At 75.8% G+C, this 1591-nt stretch carries 2 protein-coding genes and 1 pseudogene; all 3 read left to right on the forward strand.

Features of this window, described 5'->3' with window-relative positions; translation table 11 throughout:
* Positions 1 to 243, forward strand: a pseudogene (locus ABD323_RS40970) (sugar kinase); the annotation flags it as partial.
* The gene (locus ABD323_RS40975) at positions 240 to 980 is read left to right on the forward strand and encodes an IclR family transcriptional regulator (protein ID WP_344447191.1); all 741 of its coding nucleotides are present in this window, start codon (positions 240 to 242) and stop codon (positions 978 to 980) included. The pseudogene ABD323_RS40970 and the gene ABD323_RS40975, both read left to right, overlap by 4 nt.
* Positions 981 to 1066: 86 nt before the next feature.
* A complete protein-coding gene (locus ABD323_RS40980; RefSeq protein ID WP_344447192.1) occupies positions 1067 to 1492 on the forward strand; it encodes a RidA family protein in 426 nt (141 codons plus the stop codon).
* Positions 1493 to 1591 lie beyond the last annotated feature (99 nt).

Below are 1591 nucleotides of genomic sequence, written 5' to 3' on the forward strand. Positions count from 1 at the left end.
CTCCGCGGGCCCGACCAGCCCCGCCGGCTGCGGCTGGGCTACCTGGCGGCCGACGCCGCGCTGGCCGCGCTCGGCGACCAGGGGCGGCTGCCGGCGCCCGGCATACTGGGCGCGCTGCTGGACGCCACCCCCGCCCAGTGGGCGGCCACCCGGGTCAGCGCGGCCGGCGTCGACTCCCCCGCGCTGGACGCGCCCGTCCCGCACCCCCTTCCCCGCCCTGCGCGCACCCCCGGAGCACGATGAGCCAGACCGTCACCCGCGCCCTCGCCCTGCTGACCGAACTGGCCGAGGGCGAGCGCTCGCTCGACCAGCTCGCCGCCCTGCTGGCCGTGCACAAGACCACCGCGTTGCGGCTGCTGCAGAGCCTGGAGGAGGCCCGGATGGTCTACCGGGACGCCGAGTTCCGCTACCACCTGGGCGCCGGGCTCTTCGCGCTCTCCAGCCGCGCGCTCGAACAGCGGTCGGTGCGCCGGATCGCCGCCCCGCACCTGGCCGAGCTGAACGCGGCCACCGGCCAGACGGTGCACCTGGCGGCCTTCGAGGGCGGCGAGGTGGTCTACATCGACAAGTACGACTCGCGCCAGCCGGTGCGGATGTACTCGCGGATCGGGCTGCCGGTCCCGCTGCACTGCGCGGCCGTCTCCAAGGTGCTGCTGGCCGACCTGCCCCCGGCGCAGCGGCAGCGGGCGGTGGCCGCGATCGACTACACCCCGTTCACCGAGCGCACGCTGACCGGCCCCAAGGCGCTGCTGGCCGAGCTGGACCGGGTCGCCGAGCAGGGCTGGGCGCAGGACCGGGCCGAGCACGAGGCCTTCATGAACTGCGTTGGCGCACCGATCCGGGACGCCACCGGACGGGTGGTGGCGGCCGCCTCGATCTCGGTGCCGGACCTGGTCCTGCCGTACGAGCGGGTGCTGGAGCTGCTGCCCCGGCTGCTCGCCGCCACCGCGGCCGTCTCCGCCGACTGCGGCGCCCTCTGAGCGCGCGGCGCCCGACCCTCGGCGCCGGCCCGACCCCGACACCGATCCAGCGCGGTACCCCCATCCCCACGAGAGGTTCGAACGGCATGAGCGAGCAGGCGCCGCAGTCCCCGATGACCGAGGTGCGCACCGACGGCGCGCCGGCCCCCGCCTGGGTGTTCTCCCAGGGCGTGCGCAAGGGCCCGATCGTGCAGGTCTCCGGGCAGGGCCCGCAGGACCCGCGCACCGGTGCCTACCTCCACCCGGGCGACGTGCGCGCGCAGACCCGGCGCACGCTGGAGAACGTCCGGGCGATCGTGGAGGCGGCCGGCGCCACGATCGACGACGTGGTGATGTTCCGCGTCTACCTCACCACGCGCGACGACTTCGCCGCGATGAACGAGGTCTACGCGGCCTTCATCGAGGAGCACATCGCGCCGGGCGGCGTGAAGCCGTGCCGCACCACGGTCTTCGTGGAGCTGCCGAACGAGGCGATGCTGGTGGAGATCGACGCCCAGGCCGTCGTCGGCTGACCGTCGTGGGGTGACCGGCACGGGCTGACCGTCCGGGGCCCGCGGCGCTCGCGGGCCCCGGACGGACGGGGTCAGGCCCGGCAGCGCACCCGCGCGGGC

The sequence above is a fragment of the Kitasatospora nipponensis genome, assembly GCF_039528135.1.
In the GTDB taxonomy this organism is placed as follows: Bacteria; Actinomycetota; Actinomycetes; order Streptomycetales; family Streptomycetaceae; genus Kitasatospora; species Kitasatospora nipponensis.